Origin of the sequence: Flavobacterium erciyesense, assembly GCF_018069925.1 — a bacterium.
GTDB classification, from domain to species: domain Bacteria; phylum Bacteroidota; class Bacteroidia; order Flavobacteriales; family Flavobacteriaceae; genus Flavobacterium; species Flavobacterium erciyesense.
In genome coordinates this window covers 14,957-33,074 of record NZ_JAGPXB010000012.1, presented here as the reverse complement: position 1 = coordinate 33,074, position 18,118 = coordinate 14,957, and the positions used below count along the sequence as shown (strand labels likewise).

General features: G+C 36.3%; 16 protein-coding genes. 12 read left to right on the top strand and 4 right to left on the bottom strand.

Annotated features, from left to right (window positions below):
- Positions 1–65: 65 nt before the first annotated feature.
- A complete protein-coding gene (gldJ, locus tag KBJ98_RS11880; RefSeq protein ID WP_210790951.1) occupies positions 66–1,742 on the bottom strand; it encodes a gliding motility lipoprotein GldJ in 1,677 nt (558 codons plus the stop codon).
- Positions 1,743–1,952: 210 nt separating this feature from the next.
- Here gldJ and porU point away from each other — a divergent pair, with 210 nt between their 5' ends.
- The 10 genes from porU to KBJ98_RS11830 all read left to right on the top strand — a co-directional run bounded on the left by porU (position 1,953) and on the right by KBJ98_RS11830 (position 14,613).
- Positions 1,953–5,783 (top strand): type IX secretion system sortase PorU, encoded by a 3,831-nt coding sequence (gene porU / locus KBJ98_RS11875; RefSeq protein WP_210791029.1) that lies wholly within the window; start codon positions 1,953–1,955, stop codon positions 5,781–5,783.
- 38 nt (positions 5,784–5,821) lie between these two features.
- Positions 5,822–6,985: a type IX secretion system outer membrane channel protein PorV gene (gene porV / locus KBJ98_RS11870; protein ID WP_210790950.1), complete on the top strand. Its 1,164-nt coding sequence runs from the start codon at positions 5,822–5,824 to the stop codon at positions 6,983–6,985.
- An 81-nt stretch (positions 6,986–7,066) separates the two neighbouring features.
- Positions 7,067–7,549 carry a cytidine deaminase gene (gene cdd, locus KBJ98_RS11865; protein ID WP_210790948.1) on the top strand — a complete coding sequence of 161 codons (483 nt, stop codon included), beginning with the start codon at positions 7,067–7,069 and terminating at the stop codon, positions 7,547–7,549.
- Between the two features lie 143 nt (positions 7,550–7,692).
- Entirely contained in the window at positions 7,693–8,691 is a 999-nt protein-coding gene (gene pdhA, locus KBJ98_RS11860) for a pyruvate dehydrogenase (acetyl-transferring) E1 component subunit alpha (RefSeq protein WP_210790946.1), read from the top strand.
- 6 nt (positions 8,692–8,697) lie between these two features.
- On the top strand, positions 8,698–10,335 hold the full coding sequence (locus KBJ98_RS11855) for a pyruvate dehydrogenase complex dihydrolipoamide acetyltransferase (protein ID WP_210790944.1): 1,638 nt from the start codon (positions 8,698–8,700) through the stop codon (positions 10,333–10,335).
- A gap of 383 nt (positions 10,336–10,718) precedes the next feature.
- Positions 10,719–11,207 carry a DinB family protein gene (locus KBJ98_RS11850; RefSeq protein ID WP_210790942.1) on the top strand — a complete coding sequence of 163 codons (489 nt, stop codon included), beginning with the start codon at positions 10,719–10,721 and terminating at the stop codon, positions 11,205–11,207.
- The gene (locus tag KBJ98_RS11845; RefSeq protein ID WP_210790940.1) at positions 11,195–11,905 is read left to right on the top strand and encodes an NRDE family protein; all 711 of its coding nucleotides are present in this window, start codon (positions 11,195–11,197) and stop codon (positions 11,903–11,905) included. Before KBJ98_RS11850 ends, KBJ98_RS11845 begins: the two co-directional genes overlap by 13 nt.
- A gap of 10 nt (positions 11,906–11,915) precedes the next feature.
- On the top strand, positions 11,916–12,950 hold the full coding sequence (locus KBJ98_RS11840; protein ID WP_210790938.1) for an ATP-grasp domain-containing protein: 1,035 nt from the start codon (positions 11,916–11,918) through the stop codon (positions 12,948–12,950).
- Between the two features lie 3 nt (positions 12,951–12,953).
- Positions 12,954–13,610: a hypothetical protein gene (locus KBJ98_RS11835; protein WP_210790937.1), complete on the top strand. Its 657-nt coding sequence runs from the start codon at positions 12,954–12,956 to the stop codon at positions 13,608–13,610.
- 28 nt (positions 13,611–13,638) lie between these two features.
- Positions 13,639–14,613: a M20/M25/M40 family metallo-hydrolase gene (locus KBJ98_RS11830; RefSeq protein ID WP_210790936.1), complete on the top strand. Its 975-nt coding sequence runs from the start codon at positions 13,639–13,641 to the stop codon at positions 14,611–14,613.
- On the opposite strand, the gene KBJ98_RS11825 is transcribed toward KBJ98_RS11830, so the two are convergent.
- Positions 14,614–15,183: a GNAT family acetyltransferase gene (locus KBJ98_RS11825; RefSeq protein WP_210790935.1), complete on the bottom strand. Its 570-nt coding sequence runs from the start codon at positions 15,181–15,183 to the stop codon at positions 14,614–14,616. It lies immediately after the preceding gene.
- Positions 15,184–15,309: 126 nt separating this feature from the next.
- On the opposite strand from KBJ98_RS11825, the gene KBJ98_RS11820 reads away from it, so the two are divergent.
- Positions 15,310–15,987 (top strand): SDR family NAD(P)-dependent oxidoreductase, encoded by a 678-nt coding sequence (locus KBJ98_RS11820; protein WP_210790934.1) that lies wholly within the window; start codon positions 15,310–15,312, stop codon positions 15,985–15,987.
- A 12-nt stretch (positions 15,988–15,999) separates the two neighbouring features.
- Complete coding sequence (locus KBJ98_RS11815; protein ID WP_210790933.1) at positions 16,000–16,602, top strand: SprT-like domain-containing protein; 603 nt, start codon at positions 16,000–16,002, stop codon at positions 16,600–16,602.
- Here KBJ98_RS11815 and KBJ98_RS11810 read toward each other — a convergent pair.
- Both KBJ98_RS11810 and KBJ98_RS11805 read right to left on the bottom strand, forming a co-directional pair.
- Positions 16,599–17,360 (bottom strand): ABC transporter ATP-binding protein, encoded by a 762-nt coding sequence (locus KBJ98_RS11810; RefSeq protein ID WP_210790932.1) that lies wholly within the window; start codon positions 17,358–17,360, stop codon positions 16,599–16,601. The genes KBJ98_RS11815 and KBJ98_RS11810 overlap by 4 nt on opposite strands.
- On the bottom strand, positions 17,357–18,106 hold the full coding sequence (locus tag KBJ98_RS11805) for an MlaE family ABC transporter permease (RefSeq protein ID WP_210790930.1): 750 nt from the start codon (positions 18,104–18,106) through the stop codon (positions 17,357–17,359). Before KBJ98_RS11805 ends, KBJ98_RS11810 begins: the two co-directional genes overlap by 4 nt.
- Positions 18,107–18,118: the final 12 nt, after the last annotated feature.

The window sequence follows — 18,118 nt, the reverse complement described above, 5'->3', positions numbered from 1 at the left end:
AGCAATAGCGTATAAAAACAAAAGCCCTAATCAAAGGGCTTTTGTGGGTAAATTATGTTTTGATTTTAGTTTCTAGCAGATCTTTTCTTGTCTGCTTTTGGACCTACACGTGACATAGCACATCTAAATCCAATGTAGTCTGTTGCCATATCTTGAGGGAAATATCTTCTTTGAGCTGGATCTAACCAATACGCTCTATCTCTCCAAGAACCTCCTTTGTATACTCTTGAATCATCGTTAATCAACGTTGTTCTTTTACTAGAGCGATCGTATTTTCTAACCATTTTGCCTAAACTGTCTGTCGTAACATTGTGTTTAGGAGAATTATACATTTTTTTGTCTGATTTTGCTTTGTCGTCATCTGATTCTGAATCTCCAAAATTGTAATAACGAGTAGACTGTTTGTCACCGTCTCTGTAATTGATGTTGTTGCTTTTGTCAAAGTTTTGTCTCAAGTAAGTTTCTTGTTCATCAACAGGTACTTGTGCAATTTGACCAGGAAAGTTTCTTGCGATAATTCTACCATTACTTAGCGTATCGAATTTCATGTTCGCTTTGGTAACAATTTCAACTTTTCCGTCAGCACCAATTTTGTTTTTTGTGTACTGGTTTCCTCTGAAGTAGTTAAAATCATTAGCTTCATTGTCAACAATCGGTCTGTAAACATCTTGTACCCATTCTGCAACGTTTCCGGCCATATCATACAATCCAAAGTCGTTAGCAGGATATTTTTTTACTTCGTTCGTGATATCTGCGCCATCATCAGACCATCCTGCAATTCCGCCGTAATCACCATTTCCTTGTTTGAAGTTTGCAAGTTGATCTCCCTTGCTCATTCTTTTTCCTGAACGAGTGTATCCTCCAGACCAAGGATATTTCTTTTGTCCTTTATAAATATTGTATTCTCTTTGTCCTACATCAGCAGCAGCAGCATATTCCCATTCTGCTTCAGTTGGTAAACGGTATTCTGGTAATAAGATTCCAGAAGACCTTTGTGCATAAACATTTTTAGGTTCTGCGGCAGTTCCATTTCTACCAGCAGGTGCTCTTCTTGCTCCTTTTTTTAATACAATAGTTTCATCACCTCCGTAAGCAGAAGTTGGTGTAGCTAAATACGTTTCGGTATCAAAATTACTTTCAGCAGTTACGTCTTTGGTCTTTGCATTTTTCTTTAGGTAACCGTTTTTTTCTAACAAAGCTTCGTTTACACGTTGCGTTCTCCAGTTGCTAAATTCAACAGCCTGAATCCAATTAACACCAACTACTGGGTATTCCGCATAAGACGGATGTCTCAAATAGTTATTAGTCATTGTTTCATTGTATCCTAATCTATTACGCCATACCAAAGTATCTGGAGATGCTCCCTCGTAGATGTTTTTATAATTTTCTTCGGTTGGTGGATAAACACTTTTTAACCAATCTAAGTAATCTAAGTACATCGAATTGGTAACTTCTGTTTCATCCATATAAAATGATTGTACATGTTGCTGCGTTGGTGAATTGTTCCAATCGTGCATTACGTCATCTTGTACCTTACCCATTGTAAAGGTTCCTCCTTCAACAAAAACCAATCCTGGTCCTGCATCTTGCTTCTTTTTACTAGAGCCTTTTCTACTATCCATGTTCCAACCCGTTGCTCTAGATGTATTCTTTGAGCTGGATTTTTTACTACAACTGGAAAAACCTACTAACAACATAATTGCAAGTAAAGCCTGTAAGCCCATAATTCTGTTTGCTTTCATACTCTTTTTGGGGTAATAATTTTAATGCCGCAATATAATAATTAACAATTAATTGGCATCTAACTTTTTTTAAAAAATTTATCAATCTAATTTTAACATTAAATTGTTTAATAGAACGCAAATTTATACTATTTATTATTCAGTATGGCACGAAATGATTTATTTTTACGCATTAATAATAAGGTCTGTACAATCCCGTTAAAAATCATGATGAAAAATACGCTTTTACTTCTGCTGTTCCTTGTCTCGTGCGGGTCTATCGCACAAACTAAAGGTGAAGTTGTTTTAGATTGGGTTGCAAAAAAAGAGATGTTTTATGGCGATTTCAAGCGAGTAATTCCGTCCTTTTCAAATCTTGGTTTTGGGTATAATGATACTAACAAAAGCATTTCATATACCCACCGTGTTGTTCAGCCTATTGTTTCTGACGAAGGTGTTTTGCGGGTTACATCAGTCAATTACCAGATGATAGGCATCGATGAATTAGGAGATTTGGATTTAAAATCAATTCCAGACAAAGTTGTCGCTGAACTTGATATTAAAAAATCTCGTGACCAAGTGGATGCCTTTATTCATATTTCGCCAATTGTAAAAGATGGGTTGGGTGTAAAAAAAATTGTTTCCTTTACCTATCAAATTAATTCTACTGCTTCAAGATTGCGTGCAGAAAATGCGCGAACTAATGCAATTACTAACTCGGTGTTAGCAACCGGTAATTGGTATCGATTTTATATTGAAAAATCTGGAGCTTACAGGATTAGTCGCTCTTTTTTGCAACAGTTAGGCATTGATGTTGGCAGAGTAGATCCACGTAAAATTAAAATTTATGGTAACGGCGGTAGAATGTTACCGCTTGCTAATTCAATTTTTTATCCAAATGATCTTGTTGAGAATGCCATTCAAGTTGTAGGTGAAACCGACGGTATTTTTAATAATGAAGATTTTATTCTTTTTTATGGCGAAGGCGTTGCCAACTGGAATGACGAAAGTAGAACACATCAAAATTTATACGATAGCAAATCTTATTATTATATCAATGTGCAAGGTGCCGATGGAAAGCGAATGACGCCTCTTCCACAGCCAACGGCATTGGCTACATTAAATATTAGTTCATTTGACGATTACCAATTTTACGAACAAGATTTAGTAAATGTAGCTCGATTGGGCAGGCAGTGGTTTGGAGAAACTTTTGATGTGAAAGCAGAGCAAGAGTTTGATTTTTCCTTTCCTAATATTGATACCTCAAGCCCTATTAAATTAATGGTTACGGCAGCATCTGCCTCTTTTGCCACAACTAATTTCGAAATAAGTGCCAATGGCGCAGTTACTGGATCATTATCTTTTCCTGCTTTAAATGCGGCTTCAGACGTGGCTTATTTTGCGGCATCGCTTCCTGCTAACACTCAATTTACGGCGGCAGAAACAGTTAAAATAAAATTGAAATACAACAACAATGGCGTTCCGGGTTCTCGAGGTTTTTTAGATCATATCAGATTACAGGCTAAAAGAAAATTACAAGGTTATGGCAAACAGTTTCTTTTCCAATACGAGCAAGCCGCTTCTGGCAGTGGTGTTGCTAATTATGTTGTAGCTAATGCAGCACAGATAAGTCAAATTTGGGATGTGACAGATTTACACAACGTTGCATCGCTAGCTAATTCCAATCAAAATACTATTAATTTTAAAGCAGTGCTCGGTGAGGTTCGCAAATATGTTGCAGTAGATAGTGCTGATTATTTAGAGCCAATGCGGGAAGCCAACGCAAAAGTTGCAAATCAGAATTTGAAAGGGACCTTATTAAAAAATGAGCAAGGTAATTTTCAGGATATTGATTACGCGATTTTTGCACCTTCATTTCTGCTTTCGCAAGCAGAGCGATTGGCAGCGTTTCATCGTACTAATTCCAATTTAAAGGTAAGGGTAATTCCGTTAGAGCAAATTTATCAGGAATTCTCATCAGGAAAACAAGATATTGCAGCTATTAGAAATTGTGTTAAATATATGTATCAAAATGCTTCTTCTCCGGACAAGCGTATCAAGTACATAAATCTTTTTGGAGATGCTTCTTACGATTATAAAAACAGAATCCCTAATAATTCAAATATTGTTCCTATTTATCACTCCTTAAATAGTAATACATCTGGAGAATCGTCATATGCCTCTGATGATTTCTACGGATTAATGGATGCTAATGAAGGGAATATTGTGTCTCGTTTTGGTGGAATAGATATTGCGGTAGGACGAATGTTAGTAAATGATAGCAAGCAAGCTGAAGAAATGGTTACCAAGGTTTTTGAATACCATGATTTGGCCTCTTACGGAAGTTGGCGGAACAATTTTGTTTTGGTTTCCGATGATTCTGACGTGCCGTCAGATGCAAATTTGCAAAACAAGCAAAATAATTTAGCAAATACCATCGCAACCGAAAAGCCTTTTTTTAACGTCAGTAAAATTTTGTTGGATTCTTATACACAAGAAGCTTCCGCAGGAGGTTCGCGTTATCCAAAAGCGAGAACTGATTTCTTTAATGCTTTCGAAAAAGGAGCTCTTGTGTTTAATTATCTCGGTCATGGTGGCGAAGATGGATTGTCAGCAGAGCGTATTTGGGAAAAATCAGATGGACAAAATTTGAGTAATCGTTACAAATATCCTTTGTTTATAACCATCACTTGTGATTTTTCGCGCTTTGATAACCCGTTTCGTCCAACTGCTGGTGAATTTACTTATTGGAATCCCAAGGGTGGTGCTATTGCAATGATCACCACAATTAGATCTATTGGTCAATTTAGTGCCGAAACTTTCAATGATACGTTTACCAAAAATTTACTTTCCTTTGGTTCTAATCAATACACAACGATTGCTGAGGCATTGCGCATTTCGAAAAATAGTAATCCCACATCGGCAACAAACGTGGTTTTTTATATTGGTGATCCTGCGTTGATGCTTGCTATTGCCAAACCAAAAATTAGACTCACTAGAGTAAATGATACTCCCGTTACAGAAATGCTTCCTGATTTTAAATCGCTTTCTAAAATAAAATTAGCCGGAGAAATTACAGATGAGAACAACAATCCGCTTACGTTCTACAACGGAGAACTTAGTACTTCTGTTTTTGATAAAATGATTGCTCGCAGCACCTTTAATAATGATGGGAATAGTCCGCCAATCAATTTTAATGTTTTAGGTGAGACTATTTTTAGAGGAAACGCAAGTATTACTGCGGGGAAGTTCGAGTTTAGTTTTGTCGTACCGCGTGATATTAGAGTTCCTATTGGCGAAGGACGTATTAGTTTTTATGCTAAAAGAGCACAAGTTTTACAAAATGAAGCGGGATTTGATACTACCATAAAGGTAGGTGGTATTAACGAAAATGCAGTGGCAGACAATATTAGTCCGAGAGTGCAGTTATATATGAACGACGAGACATTTGTATCAGGAGGAGTTACAAATGCTTCGCCCTTTTTTGTAGCTTACCTTGAAGATGAGAACGGTATTAACACAGCTAGCGGAATTGGTCATGATATCATTGCAGTTTTAGATGGAGATGTCAACAATCCTCTTATTCTCAATGATTACTATCAAGCCAATGTTGATGATTTTACAAAAGGTACGTTGCGTTTTCCGCTTCGTAATTTGGAGCCTGGTTTGCACACCATAACCTTTACGGCTTGGGATGTTTATAATAATCCGGTTACGGCAGAAATTCAATTTGTTGTGGTGGGCGATGATGTAGTGAGTTTGACTAGGGTGCTAAATTATCCTAACCCTTTTGTGAGTTACACGGAGTTTTGGTTTACACACAATAGGCCGTTTGAACCTTTAGAAGTGCAAGTACAAGTCATGACGGTAACAGGAAAAGTGGTGTGGACTAAAAACCAAATCGTTACTACTGCAGGATTCTTGTCAAAGGACATCACTTGGGACGGTAAGGATGATTTTGGCGATAGATTGGGTAAAGGGGTTTATGTGTATAAGTTGACAGTAAAATCAACTTTAACCAACAAAAAATCCGAAAAATTTGAAAAACTTGTAATCCTTTAATAATATAGTATATTTGTTCCTTAAATTTTAGCATCATAATGAAAAAAATAATACCACTATTTATATTTATTTTTGCTTGTAAGAGCGCTGTAGCGCAAGATAGAACTCTTAATCCAGGTGTTCCGTTCCTATTAGTCGCTGCTGACGCAAGAGCTGCAGGTATGGGTGATATTGGAGTTGCTACATCTGCCGATGCGACCTCACAACAATGGAATCCCGCAAAATATGCTTTTGCAGAAGATGCAAACGGATTTTCAGTAAGTTACACTCCGTATTTAACAGACTTAGTTAACGATATTTCGTTGGCTCAGTTAACCTACTACCAAAAAATCAACGAGAAAAGTGCCTTTGCTGGTAGTTTGCGTTATTTTGGATTAGGCGATATTGAATTACGAGACAATGCAATTGATCCGGCAAGAATTGTGTCTCCAAATGAGCTTGCAATTGATGGGTCATATTCCTTAAAGTTAAGCGAAAAGTTCTCAATGGCTGTTGGTGGTCGATTCATAAATTCTAATCTAAAGGTGGCGTCAGATAACACAGATGCAAGTTCAGCAAGTACCTTTGCGGTTGATGTTGCTGGATTTTATCAGTCTGAAGAAATAGCGTACAGTGATTTTAATGGTCGCTGGAGAGCAGGTTTTAATATCCAAAATTTAGGTCCAAAAATTAGTTACGACAATGATGATTTTAACAGCAACTTTATTCCAGCTAATTTAAAAATAGGATCTGGTTTCGATTTTATCCTAGATGATTTTAATAAAGTAGCGCTTAATGTTGAATTTAATAAGCTGTTGATTCCAAGTTTTCAAGATTCAGATTTAAATGGTGACGGAACCACTACTAATGATGAAGTCAATCAAAATAGAAACAATTACCGTTCTATAGGCTGGACTTCAGGTGTTTTTAAGTCTTTTGGAGATGCGCCAGGTGGTTTTAGCGAAGAATTGCAAGAGGTAACTTATGCTGTTGGTGCTGAATATATGTATCAAGATTCTTTCGCTTTGCGAATGGGTTACTTTCACGAAAGCCCAGAAAAAGGAGCTCGACAATTTTTAAGTCTAGGTGCAGGTTTTAAATATACGGCAATCAAAGTAGATGTTTCTTATTTGTTTTCTGCGTCAAATGTTCGAAACCCATTAGAAAACACCTTACGATTTTCACTAACGTTTAATTTTGGTGATAAATACGAAGTATACTAAAATTTAATTCAATAATAAATAACGATCCAAATTTCATTCCGAGTAGTCGAATGAAATTTGGATTTTTTTTCCTTACAAAAAATGAAAACAATTGCAATTACAACAGAATTTAATGTGTTCGATGCGCCAACTGATTTACCTGCTCCAGTTCAGGAATTGATGGAGAAAGCTGTCGAAGCACGAAAAAATGCCTATGCCCCTTATTCACAATTTAGAGTGGGTGTTGCGCTGCTGTTAGACAACGGCGAGGTAATTACAGGATCGAACCAAGAAAATGCTGCTTATCCATCAGGGCTTTGTGCAGAGAGAGTCGCTATTTTTTATGCTGGTGCAAAATATCCGCAGGCCAAAATAATGCAAATGGCCATCACTGCAGCTTCTGATACCAATCAAACTACGGCGCCAATTCCACCATGTGGATCTTGCAGACAGTCTATTGCAGAGTACGAAATCAAACAAGAGGTTCCAATAGAAATATATTTCATGGGCGAAATAGGAGCAGTGTATCAATCAGATTCTCTTAAAAATCTACTGCCCTTTATGTTCGATAAAAAATTCTTGTAAAAGCGCCAAAAATTGGTGTTTATATTTTAGTTCTAGGTTGGAATGTCTTATTTTTGCATTTCGCAAATTTGTGGGAGGAAACTATTTTGCGTTATAGGTACAAATTGATAACACAATAACACTTTAGCAAAAGAAAAAGTCAGATGAAAGAAGTTACAAAAGAAGTATATTTAAAGTGGTATGAAGATATGCTGCTTTGGAGAAAGTTTGAGGATAAGCTTGCCGCCTTATACATTCAACAAAAAGTTAGAGGATTTCTACATTTATACAATGGTCAAGAAGCAGTATTAGCAGGAGCTTTACATGCTATGGATTTGACAAAAGATAAAATGATTACAGCTTACCGTAATCACGTGCAACCAATTGGTATGGGTGTTGATCCAAAAAGAGTAATGGCAGAACTTTTAGGAAAAGTAACTGGTACTTCAAAAGGTATGGGTGGTTCAATGCATATTTTTTCTAAAGAGCACGGTTTTTATGGTGGTCACGGAATTGTAGGTGCTCAAATTCCAGTAGGCGCTGGAATTGCCTTTGCAGATAAATATTTCAATACTGGTGGAGTAACATTAACTTATTTTGGAGATGGTGCTGCGCGTCAAGGTTCATTGCACGAGGCATTTAATATGGCTATGTTGTGGAAACTTCCTGTGGTTTTTATCGTAGAAAATAACGGATATGCAATGGGAACATCTGTAGAGAGAACAGCTAACCATACTGATATTTGGAAATTAGGTTTAGGATACGAAATGCCATGTGGTCCTGTTGATGGAATGAATCCTGTAAAAGTAGCAGAGGCAATGACAGAAGCAATTGAAAGAGCACGTCGCGGTGACGGACCAACGTTTTTAGAAATGAAAACTTACCGTTACAGAGGACACTCAATGTCAGATGCGCAATTGTACCGTTCAAAAGATGAGGTAGAAGAGTACAAAAAAATAGATCCAATTACACAAGTTTTAGATATAATTAAAGATGAAAATTATGCTACTACCGAAGAAATTGAAGTAATTGATCAACGCGTAAAAGATTTAGTAGAGGAATGTGCAACATTTGCTGAAGAGTCGGATTATCCGCCAATTCAACAATTGTATGACGTAGTATACGAACAAGAAAACTATCCTTTTATACCTCATAAACTATAATCAATTATGGCAACAATAATCACAATGCCTCGTTTAAGCGATACTATGACGGAAGGAACCGTTGCAACTTGGCTTAAAAATGTAGGTGATAAAGTAAGCGAAGGAGATATTCTTGCTGAAATTGAAACAGATAAAGCAACAATGGAATTTGAATCTTTTAATGAAGGGATTCTTTTACACATAGGCATACCAGCTGGGGAAACTGCTCCAGTTGACTCTTTGCTTGCTATTATTGGTAAAGAAGGCGAAGATATTTCAGCTTTATTAGCTGGTGGTACAGCGGCTCCAGCTGTTGAAGCAGCACCAGTTACTGAAGCAACTCCAGTTTCGGAAGAAGTTAAAACAGAAGTAGCAACACCTGCAACGACTTCATTACCAAAAGGAGTAGTAGTGGTTACTATGCCTCGTTTAAGCGATACTATGACCGAAGGTACAGTGGCTACTTGGTTGAAAAAAGTAGGTGATGTGGTAGCTGAAGGTGATATTTTAGCCGAAATCGAAACCGATAAAGCTACAATGGAATTTGAGTCTTTCAACGCAGGTACGCTTTTACATATCGGAATCGAAGAAGGAAGTACTGCTCCAGTGGATAGTTTGTTAGCTATTATTGGTCCAGCAGGAACAGATGTTAGCGCATTGGCAGGAAATTATACTCCAGGCGCAGCAGCAGTAACCGCTGAAACTCCAGCAGCAGAAAAAACTCCAGCAGTTGAAGCTCCCGCAGCAGCTCCAGTTGCTCAAGAAGCAGTTGCAGGTCAGCGTATTTTGGCTTCGCCATTGGCAAAAAAAATAGCTAGCGATAAAGGTATTCAATTGAACCAAGTAAAAGGTTCAGGTGAAAATGGTCGAATCGTTAAAAGTGATGTTGAAAACTTCAGTCCAGCAGCAGCGGCGCCAGTTGCTCAAGCTGCAACTACTGTTGAAACAGTAACTACACCAAAAATAGTTGTTCCAGCAGGTGAAGTGATGACAGAGGAAATTAAGAATTCGCAAATGCGTAAAATTATCGCAAAACGTTTAGCGGAATCTTTATTTACAGCACCACACTACAATTTAGTTATTGAGGTTTCTATGGATGATGCAATGGCTTCAAGAGCAGTGATCAATACTGTTCCTGATACTAAAGTTTCATTTAATGATATGGTGATTAAAGCATGTGCTTTGGCATTGAAAAAACATCCAAAAATTAACTCTCAGTGGAAAGAAGATGCAATTACTATCAACCACCACGTAAATATTGGAGTAGCAGTTGCGGTTGAAGACGGTTTGGTTGTTCCTGTATTGAAATTTACAGATGCAATGAGCTTATCTCAAATTGGAGCGAGTGTAAGAGATCTTGCCGGAAGAGCTAAAAACAAAAAATTAGGTCCACAAGAAATGGAAGGTAGTACCTTTACAGTTTCTAACCTTGGAATGTTTGGTATAACAGAATTCAATTCAATTATCAATCAGCCTAACTCCGCTATTCTATCAGTAGGAGCAATTGTAGAAAAGCCAGTGGTAAAAAATGGTCAAATTGTAGTGGGTAACACCATGATGTTGTCTCTTGCATGTGATCACCGTACTATTGATGGTGCTACAGGAGCTCAGTTCTTACAAACATTAAAACAATTTATCGAAAGCCCAGTTACCATGCTGGCGTAAGTATTTAATATTACAAAATAAACCCTTTCTAATTTCGGTTAGAAAGGGTTTTGTTTTTTTAATACATTTACACATAAGCAAAGAAATGGGTTCCAGCAGGCGGTATACCAGCAATTGCAAAATAATAAGATGTTTTTCATTCTTTGGTTTAATATAATTGTAAAAGCTCCGTTTAAATTTTTGTAAAGACCAAAAGCTATTTGTAACAGGTTTTAATTTGATTAACACTGCGATTTTTTATCGCGTACCGTTTGAATTTCAATTCAGCTGAAAAATGATGAAACAGCACTTTTTATTTTGGTGTTAATTGCCTTTCTTTGTTGTGTTAGCTGGTTAGCATAAAAAAACAAATAAATTAATAAATAGGTTCAATTAGTAAATATATGTTATTATCTTCTGTACAAAATAGCTTGAATGAGTTGACTGACTTACTCCAACAATTGTCCCAAACGGAGTATTCTCAAGCCTGCGCAGAGTTAAGTAATGCCACAATAGGTGAGCATACGCGTCACATAATTGAAATGTTTCAGTGTTTGGAAAATCAATACGAGTCAGGTTGTGTTAATTATGATAAAAGAGCTCGCAACACACGTATTCAAACCGACACAGAGTTTGCAATACAGAATATCATTGCCATTCAGGAAAATTTGGATCGCGAAAATAAAGACATGGAATTGTTGCAAATAATCGATGGTGAAGAAATACGTATTAGCACCAATTATCACAGAGAATTGCTTTATAATTTAGAGCATTGTATTCATCATCAAGCACTTATTAAAGTAGCAATTTTGCAGTGTGAAAGCGTGAGTATCGATCCTAATTTTGGCGTTGCCAGATCCACTATCGAATATAGAAATCAATGTGCACAGTAAGTTTTGTAAAAACCGCAGATGGTATCATTATTACATCTAATCGAGACGAAAAAATAATCAGACCAAGTGCTATACCGCCACAAAGTTATCGTGTTAATAATCAAAATATAATTTTTCCTAAAGATCCAAAAGCAGGCGGAACATGGTTTGCAACTAATGAAGCAGGTGCTGTTCTCGTTTTGCTTAACGGTGCTCAGGAAAAGCACGAGGTACAATTGCCATACCGTAAAAGTCGCGGTTTAATTGTTTTGGATGTGATTAGCGCTTCTTCACCACGAGCGTCTTGGGATGTTATAGATTTAGATCAAATTGAACCGTTTACATTAGTATTGTTTCAAGAAGAACAATTATGGCAATTGCGCTGGAATGGTTCAGAAAAAGAAACAAAAGCTTTGGATGTTAATCAGCCCCATGTTTGGTCTTCCTCAACCCTGTATCCTGTAGCTGTGCGTGAGGAACGCGCGACTTGGTTTCATCAATATATGAATGAAAAGCAGCAGGTTTCAGCAAACAATATGTATCAATTTCATAGATACACGCACAACGATAATAAAGAAAATGGTTTAGTTATTAATCGTAATGATGAAATGCAAACCTTAAGTATTACGCAAGCGATTTTACAACAAAATAAGGTGGGTGTATTGCACTATGATTTGATCACGCAAGAGGATTTTACAACCTCATTTATCACCGTCTAAATTTTAAATTTTGAAACTATTTTTTCATAAACTTACTCATTGGGAGTACTGGCCTTTTCTAATTGTTTACATCCCAATTTATTTTTTGTGGTCGTACTATGCCATTAAAGCGAAATCCATTTTTTTCTTTAATGCTTCTAATCCGACTATCAAAAATGGCGGCTTTATGATGGAGTCTAAAAAAGAAATTTACGATATTATTCCGCAACAATATTACCCAACTACAATTTTGATAACTGAGGGTACACCTACAACCGAAGTTCAAACTTTAATAGAAAAGAATCAAATTCAATTTCCGCTAATTGCAAAACCAGATATTGGCTTGCGTGGTGGTGGCGTAAAAAAAATCGAATCGGTTTCTGATTTGAATGAGTATGCTACCAAGGCTAACTTTGATTATTTGGTTCAAAATTTTATTCCATATGGTGAGGAAGTAGGAATTTTTTATGTGCGCTATCCGCATGAAAAGTTGGGTAGAATAACAGGTATTGTTTCGAAAGAATTTCTAATCATAAAGGGCGATGGTAAATCGACTATGGAGGAATTGATCAAACAAAATCCGCGCTACGAGTTACAATTAAAAGTTTTAAAGCAGGAGTATGGAGCACAATTGCAAGAAGTAATTCCGCTAAACGAAAAAGTAAATCTAGTTCCTTACGGTAACCATGCTAGAGGTGCTAAATTTGTTGATGGCAGCCATTGGATAACGCCTCAATTAACGCAGGCTATTAACGAAATGTGCTTGCAAATTCCTGGTTTTTATTTTGGTAGGCTAGATATTATGTACAACAAGATGGCTGAGTTACAAGAAGGGAAAAATTTTGCCGTGGTAGAATTGAACGGTGCCGCAAGTGAGCCTACGCATATTTACGATCCAAAGCATTCCATCTTTTTTGCTTGGAAAGAACTCGCACGACACATTACCTACATGTATGAAATTAGTGTAGCCAATCATAAAAAAGGTGCGCCTTACTTGTCTCATAAAGAAGGGATGAAAGAATACCGCTTACACTTGGAGCAAAGTAAAAAGATTGCTAATTTTTAAATCATGAAAATCGTAAAAAATATTCTAGTTGGGTTTTTGGTGAGTTTTGTAGGCTCGATTCCGTTGGGATATTTAAATGTAGTAGGTTTTGAAATTCACCGAAACCAAGGATTATTATCTTTGATTTGGTTCCTGTTAGGTGTTGTTTTGGTCGAAGGTTTTGTGATTTTTTATACCCTAAAATTTGCGCAGCGCTTAGTTGAAAATCTAAAGTTGATGCGGTACATTGACTATTTCGCTATTGTTTTTTTGTTGCTTATCGGATATTCATTTTATGCTGGGTCTCAGGCTTCGAGTGATAATCAAAGTGTTTTAGGAACTTATTTGTACTATTCTCCGTTTCTAATTGGCGTATTTTTAAGCGCAATTAATTTTTTACAAATACCATTTTGGACGGGTTGGAATTTATACCTAATGAATGGTAAATATATTTCAGTAGGAAATAAGCTTAAACTGTTTTACATTGCAGGTACATTGCTCGGTACCTTTTCAGGAATGTTGGCTTTAATTTTGGTATTAAACCAATTATCAACACATACTAGTGATTATTCTAGTTATATTTTTCCAGTGATAATTCCTCTGTTTTTTGTGGTTTTAGCACTTTTTCAGGTAGTCAAAGTGTATAAGAAGTACCATAAAAAGGAAAGTACCAAGTCATAAAACAACAAAAAAACTAATTTTAAAAACTATGAAAAAAAACATCGTCACATTTACAGCGGCAGCTTTTACTCTATTAGTTGCTCCAGCTGTTTTGGCACAACAAAAAGCAGTCGAATCAAAGTCAACTGTAAATTATAAAGTAAAAGCAGATGAAGTTGCTGCTACTTTACAATTTTTAGCTTCGGATGAATTGGAAGGTCGCGAAACTGGACAGATTGGCTTGATAAAAGCAGCTGATTATTTGGAGAAAATTTTAAAAGATAACAATGTAAAACCTTATTTTACTTCGTACAAAGATACATTGAGCACTTTTAAAGGAACGGCTTTTAACGTCGTTGGATATATCGAAGGAACTGATGCCAAATTAAAAAATGAGTTTATCATTTTGAGTGCGCATTATGATCACATTGGTATTACCAAAAAAGGAGTTAACGGCGATTTTATTAATAATGGTGCCAATGACGATGCCTCTGGTACCACTGCAGTAGCTGAGATGGCTAAATATTTCAGTCAAGCTAAAAACAACAAGCGAAGTGTTTTGTTTGTGTTTTTTGCTGGTGAAGAAAAAGGTTTGTTGGGCTCGAAACATTTAGCCAAAAAACTTAAAACACAAGGATTCAATTTGTACGCGCATTTTAATATTGAAATGATTGGTGTACCTATGAAGAGAGATTATTTGGCTTATATCACTGGTTTCGACAAGTCGAATATGGCGGCTAAAATCAATGAGTACACGGGTAAAAATACCATCGGTTTCTTGCCAAAAGAGGCAGAATACCAATTGTTTTTTCGCTCTGATAACTACTCTTTTTATGATTTATTTAAAGTGCCTTGTCATTCGGTAAGTACATTTGACTTCGAGAACTTTGAATATTACCATCACGTTGCCGATGATTTTAAAGCGATGGATATTCCTCACATGACTTCATTCATTCAAGAAATGTTGCCGGCCATTACGCAAATGACGAACACGCCTACGCAAGAAATGAAGATGTTGAAATAATCATTTTAATTCATTTTGCATGTCGTAAGCTAGAATATAATACGAATTGGTATTGTATTCAAATTCGCTTATAATACTCCAATTTAGTTTTTCAGTATGTGCTTTTGTTGATGGCTGATTGGCTTTGTTTATAAAAGTCAAGGCCAGAGGATATTTATGAACCATTTCGTTGCGCATTAGTTCAAATAAAGGTTTAATAATTCCGGTGCCGCGGTACTCTTTATGAATACAAATGGGGCCATACTGAAAACTATTTTGAAGATCTACATTTTTATTTGCAAAAGTCAACTGCGTAATCAAGCTACTCATGAAGGAAAATATGGGCCATTGCTGGTAAAATTGCCAACTGCCTGCAAAAATATATCCTACTACACGTTTGCCTTCTTTTGCTAAAAATAACTCCTTTTTATCGATTACTGTTTTCAGTTGTTCTACCGTGAATGGTGTTGTAACGAAACCTTCTGCACGTTCTGTTTCGGATAAGTTAGTCACTAAGTATAATTCTTGTAATTCAAGTACGCTATCGATGTCTGATAGTTGTGCTTGTGCAAAAGTAAGTGATGTGTTCATAATTATAAATTGTATTTAATGACAAGAGTTAAAAATACAAAATTAACAATCATAAGCGCGACATTGCTACCGAATTTTGTTTTGTAAACCGACTATGATTTTCTTGTTTTTGCTTATTTTTGTGGTATGAAAAATATAATTATTACTGGTACAAGTAGAGGAATTGGATTAGAATTAGCATTACAATTTGCTCAAGCAGGACATGAAGTTTTGGCCTTGTCACGAAATATCCCTGCTGTTTTAATGCAACATGAAAACATCACTTGTTTGTCTGTTGATTTAGCTAATGAAGGATCGCTGGTTCAAGTTCAAGAGTTTTTGAGTACTTCTTGGCAACATATTGATGCAGTAATTCATAATGCAGGTAGTTTATTGCTTAAACCTTTCGCAGAAACGACGCAAGTTGATTTTGAGAACATCTATAAAGTAAATGTTTTTGGTGTGGCTAATTTGACTCGTATATGCGTTCCTTACTTGGTTAAGGGTAGTCACGTGGTAACTATTAGTTCGATGGGTGGCATTCAAGGAAGTTTGAAGTTTGCTGGTTTAGCGGCTTACAGTTCAAGCAAAGGCGCTGTAATTACCTTGTCAGAATTATTGGCCGAGGAATACAAAGGAAAAGGCATTTCGTTTAATGTTTTGGCTTTGGGTTCTGTGCAAACAGAAATGTTAGAAGAAGCTTTTCCTGGTTATCAAGCACCAATTCAAGCTGATGAAATGGCTAATTATATTTATGATTTTACTTTAAATGGCAATAAATATTTTAATGGTAAAGTGTTGCAAGTTTCATCTACCAATCCATAAAATAAGTTTGTTGTGATTGAAACACTAGCCAAGTTTTTACCTGATCACGCTGTCAAACCTGCATTTGACTTGATTGTTGCGCATGGTGTTCATCTTAAAATTGTGAACGAACGAGGCACGCGTCATGGTGATTATAGGAAAGGGCTAAGCGGGAAACATGAAATTACTGTGAACGGTAGCTTAAATAAATTTAGATTCCTAATCACTTTAATTCATGAAATTGCCCATTTGGTAGCTTTTGAAAAGTTTGGTCGAAACATCAAACCGCACGGGCAAGAATGGAAGTACACTTTTCAACAGTTGATGGTGCCGTATATTAGGCCAGAAATTTTCCCAAATCAACTATTGCCCTTATTAGCTAGACATTTCAGAAATCCAAGCGCTAGTAGCGACACTGATACAACATTGTCTTTGGCTTTAAAACAATACGATCAGCAAACGGATAAAAACTACGTTTTCGAAATTCCTTACGGGAGTGTATTTAGAATTAAAAACGGTAAAATTTTTAAAAAGATAGCCGTTAGAACCAAACGATTTGAATGTTTAGAAATTAGTTCGGGTCGTTTGTATCTTTTTAATCCAAATGCTGAGGTGGAGCTAATTCGTTCGAACTAGCTTTTTAGATAAGCTTCTCTTACTTTTTTAAACAAATTCGATGAGTAGACAAAGGCTACAACTGCCTCGTTATCGGTTCTGAAAATCTCTTCTTTATTGCCTTCCCAAGCTTTTAAGCCGTCTTTTAAAAATAAAATTTTCTCCCCAATTTCCATTACCGAGTTCATATCATGCGTATTGATTACGGTGGTAATGTTGTATTCTTCGGTGATTTCTTTAATTAAATTATCAATCAAAATTGCTGTGTTAGGGTCTAATCCAGAGTTGGGTTCGTCGCAAAACAAATATTTAGGATTATTTACAATGGCGCGCGCAATGGCAACACGCTTTTGCATTCCTCCTGAAATTTCTGAAGGTAATTTGTTGTGAGCATGGACTAACGCTACACGATTAAGTACAAAATCTACTCGTTCTTTAATTTTTGATGGATTGTCTTTTGTAAACATGCGTAACGGAAAAGCGACATTTTCTGCAACTGTCATGGAGTCAAATAAGGCACTTCCTTGGAAAACCATTCCGATTTCAGTTCGTAATTCTCTTTTTTCATCATCTTCAAGTTCAGCGTAGACACGGCCGTCAAAACAAATTTGTCCACTTTCTGGTTGGTGAATACCCAATAAACTTTTTAGTAAAACTGTTTTTCCAGATCCACTTTGACCAATGATAAGGTTGGTTTTTCCGGGTTCAAATGTGGTTGAAATTCCTTTTAGAATTTTAACGCCGCCAAATGATTTTTCGATATTTTTTACTTCAATCATGATCCAAGTAGCAATTGAGTTAGTATGTAATTAAGTAAGATGATGCTTACAGATGTCCAAACAAAGGAAACGGTACTCGCTTTTCCTACTTCTAGTGCCCCGCCTTTCATGTAATAGCCGTGAAATGAAGGAATGGTAGCTAGTAACATTGCAAATATTAAAGTTTTGATGAACGCGTACGCAATGTGAAACGGTATAAATTCCATTTGTGTTCCAGTGATAAATTCACTACTTGATATAAAACCTCCGTAAACTCCCGCAGTCCATCCACCTAAAACACCCAAGAACATAGCAATTCCTATTAAAAACGGATACAATAAAAGTGCTATAATTTTTGGAAAAACAAGATAGTTTAATGAATTTACACCCATTACCTCGAGAGCGTCAATTTGCTCGGTTACTCGCATTGTTCCGATACTTGATGTGATAAATGAACCCATTTTCCCAGCCATAATAACTGAAATGAAAGTGGGAGCAAATTCCAAAATCACTGATTGGCGAGTAGCAAATCCGATGAGGTATTTTGGAATTAAAGGATTGGTTAAATTCAAGGCTGTTTGAATCGCTACAACACCTCCGACGAAAAAAGATATAAAAGCTACAATCCCAAGAGAGTCTATAACTAAATCATCAATTTCTTTGAAAATTAATTTTTTCATTACAGACCATTTGGTTTGTTTGCTAAAAATTTCTTGTAGCATCAAGAAGTATCTTCCTATTTGCGATAAATATCGAATTAGCATCATGTTTTTAGGTGT